This is a genomic window from Vibrio sp. HI00D65 (assembly GCF_001635455.1).
GTDB lineage: Bacteria > Pseudomonadota > Gammaproteobacteria > Enterobacterales > Vibrionaceae > Vibrio.
Window position 1 is genome coordinate 1 of record NZ_LWEH01000386.1, and the last position, 2,659, is coordinate 2,659.

General features: G+C 44.7%; 3 protein-coding genes. All 3 read right to left on the reverse strand.

The genetic code is table 11. The annotated features are described in order from the left end of the window. Positions 1-37: 37 nt before the first annotated feature. Positions 38-1,039: an ArsJ-associated glyceraldehyde-3-phosphate dehydrogenase gene (locus A3712_RS21435; protein WP_063524993.1), complete on the reverse strand. Its 1,002-nt coding sequence runs from the start codon at positions 1,037-1,039 to the stop codon at positions 38-40. Between the two features lie 41 nt (positions 1,040-1,080). Continuing rightward, positions 1,081-1,422, reverse strand: a complete 342-nt coding sequence (locus A3712_RS21440; protein WP_063524994.1) for an ArsR/SmtB family transcription factor — start codon at positions 1,420-1,422, stop codon at positions 1,081-1,083. A 99-nt stretch (positions 1,423-1,521) separates the two neighbouring features. Next, positions 1,522-2,659 (reverse strand): EAL and HDOD domain-containing protein (locus A3712_RS21445; protein ID WP_063524995.1); only part of this gene is annotated, 1,138 nt, incomplete at its 5' end.

Genomic DNA, 2,659 nt, shown 5'->3' on the forward strand with positions numbered 1-2,659 from the left:
TGGATGTGTCATAGTGTTGTCCCCTTAGTGCTCAGGTTTATGCTAAGCCGACAGTACGCACTAACTCTGCCGTACGTGTCGCGTAACCCATTTCGTTATCGTACCAAGCGTAGATCTTAACCATGCGCTTACCTACCAACATCGTTGATAGTGCATCTACGATTGTTGAACGTTGGTCACCCTTGTAGTCGATAGACACCAATGGACGCTCTTCAAAGCCAAGAATGCCTTTCAGTTCATTCTCAGACGCTTCTTTCAGCATCGCATTCACTTCTTCTACCGTCGTGTCTTGCTTCACTTCGAAGATGATGTCAGTCAGAGACGCGTTCGCTAGTGGTACACGAACCGCGTGGCCGTTGATGCGGTTTTCTAGCTCAGGGAAGATCTCAATAATCGCCTTAGCAGAACCCGTTGTAGTTGGGATTAAACTCATACCACATGCACGTGCACGACGTAGGTCTTTATGTGGCGCGTCTAAGATAGTTTGCGTGTTGGTTAGATCGTGAATCGTTGTGAATGACGCATTCTCGATACCAAGCTTCTCGTTGATCACTTTAACCACAGGTGCAATACAGTTAGTGGTACAAGACGCTGCCGTTACGATTTTGTGTACTGCTGGGTCGAAGATGTTGTCGTTAACACCAACCACGATGTTTGCGATGCCTTCTTCTTTAACAGGTGCAGAAACTACAACGCGCTTCACGCCTTGCTCTAGGTATGTGTTTAGGAAAGAAGTCTTACGGTGAACACCTGTCGCTTCGATCACAACATCACAACCAGACCAATCGATCGCGTCGATGTCACACTCTTTAGTGGTTTTGATGCGTTGACCATTGATGATCATCTCATCGCCTTCAGTTGTCACTTCATGGTTCCAGCGACCTTGAACTGAATCGAACTCAAGAAGATGTGCAAGCGTTGCTGTATCGCCAGCTACATCGTTAATCTGTACAAACTCTAGCTCTTCCCAATCGAAAGCTGCGCGAAATGCTAGACGGCCGATACGGCCAAAACCATTAATACCTACTTTAACTGTCATTTTAATATCTCTCAGTTAGTGGTGAATCTAAAAATATTCGATCAAACGCAACATTGAGGACGTGAAGTCATCGCCTCTAGGCGCTCAATGTCTTGTTGGTATTCAGTTTTCAAACAGTTAGATGCGATAAGGTCATCAATTAACTTTAGCATCCAACCCGGTAAATCATTGGCAAGGCGATAGAACACCCATTGCCCTTGGCGAACGTCATTCAAAATGCCGTTTGAACGCAGCTGCGCAAGGTGGCGTGATACCTTTGGCTGACTTTCTTGTAATGCCTGAGTCAACTCACCAACTGAAAGGCACTCTTGGCGCACAATCAACATTAAGCAACGCACTCGCGTTTCGTCAGACAGTAATTTAAAAAATTGGTGAGGAAGCATAAATATATACTCATATATGGATATGCATATATCTTAGTTATAAAAAAATGCACGTCAAGGCGTGCGTTTTAAATGTCATAAAATTTTAATAAAGCAACACTACAGCTTGTTGGTCAAAGTGTGACTCCAGCGACGCGCTTCTGTAAGTTCAGTTTTCACCTGATCCACGCTAAGCCCTAGATCAGCGCAGTGCTCATCAATCTGCTGCCAATCCGCATGCTCAAAGCTCTCTTCAAGGGCAAGCAAGGTACCGTAAGGGCCTTCCCTGCGTAATAGAGCAACCTTGATACTTTTACACAGCGGCAACTGCTCGACTAAGTTCTCTAACGACAAGTCCAACAGCGCATCTAACAAGGAGAATAAGCCAATCATAAAGGCCTGCTCTCTATATCCTTCAAATGCCTGATAGCGAGACATACGCTGACAAAACTGGGCACGCTGTAGAGACAATCCATACAGCTCTTTCGGCTTTTTATCAGAGACATAAGACGCTACGGCTAACGAAACAAACATTTTCAGTTTCTCTTGCCCTAGATACACCAAAGCCTGACGAAAAGAAGAGATGGTCACTTCAAGGCGCGGCGACATGGTATTCACAAAACGCAACAGCTTGTATGAAAGCGCTACATCTTTCGCAACAATACTTTCCACCCGTTGAAAGTCCACATCGGGCTTACACACCTCTTGGAACAGCTCCATGGCAATCACTTGCTCAGGGCTAATGTACTTACTCTTGATGATTTCCGGTTTATTAAAAAAGTAACCTTGGAAAAACTTAAAGCCAGCCTCTTTAGCTTGTTGGAATTCTTGCTCGGTCTCAACACGCTCCGCCAAAAAGCTAAACTTCTTCCCTTGATGTGCCCTAACCAAATCACACGCTTCATCCAAACCCATCTGCATGATATCGAGCTTTACGATATGCGTGTATTTAAGGAAACGTTCCCATTCTGGGGTCGAAGTAAAATCATCTAAGGCGATCATATAGCCCGCTTGGTAAAGGTCTTTAACCGCTTCCAACAATTCATCTGTCGGTTTACAGGTTTCCAGAATCTCTACCACCACCTTATCTTTCGGCAAACTTAAGGGCAGTCGACGAATCAAACTTTGATAAGGGAAGTTGATAAAACAGCGTGAAGATGGAATAGAAGGGTTAAGACCAACAGACAAGAAGTTCTCAACAATCAGACGATACGTTGCTCGATTAGACTCAATATGCGCTGGGTACGCATTTTTTTCT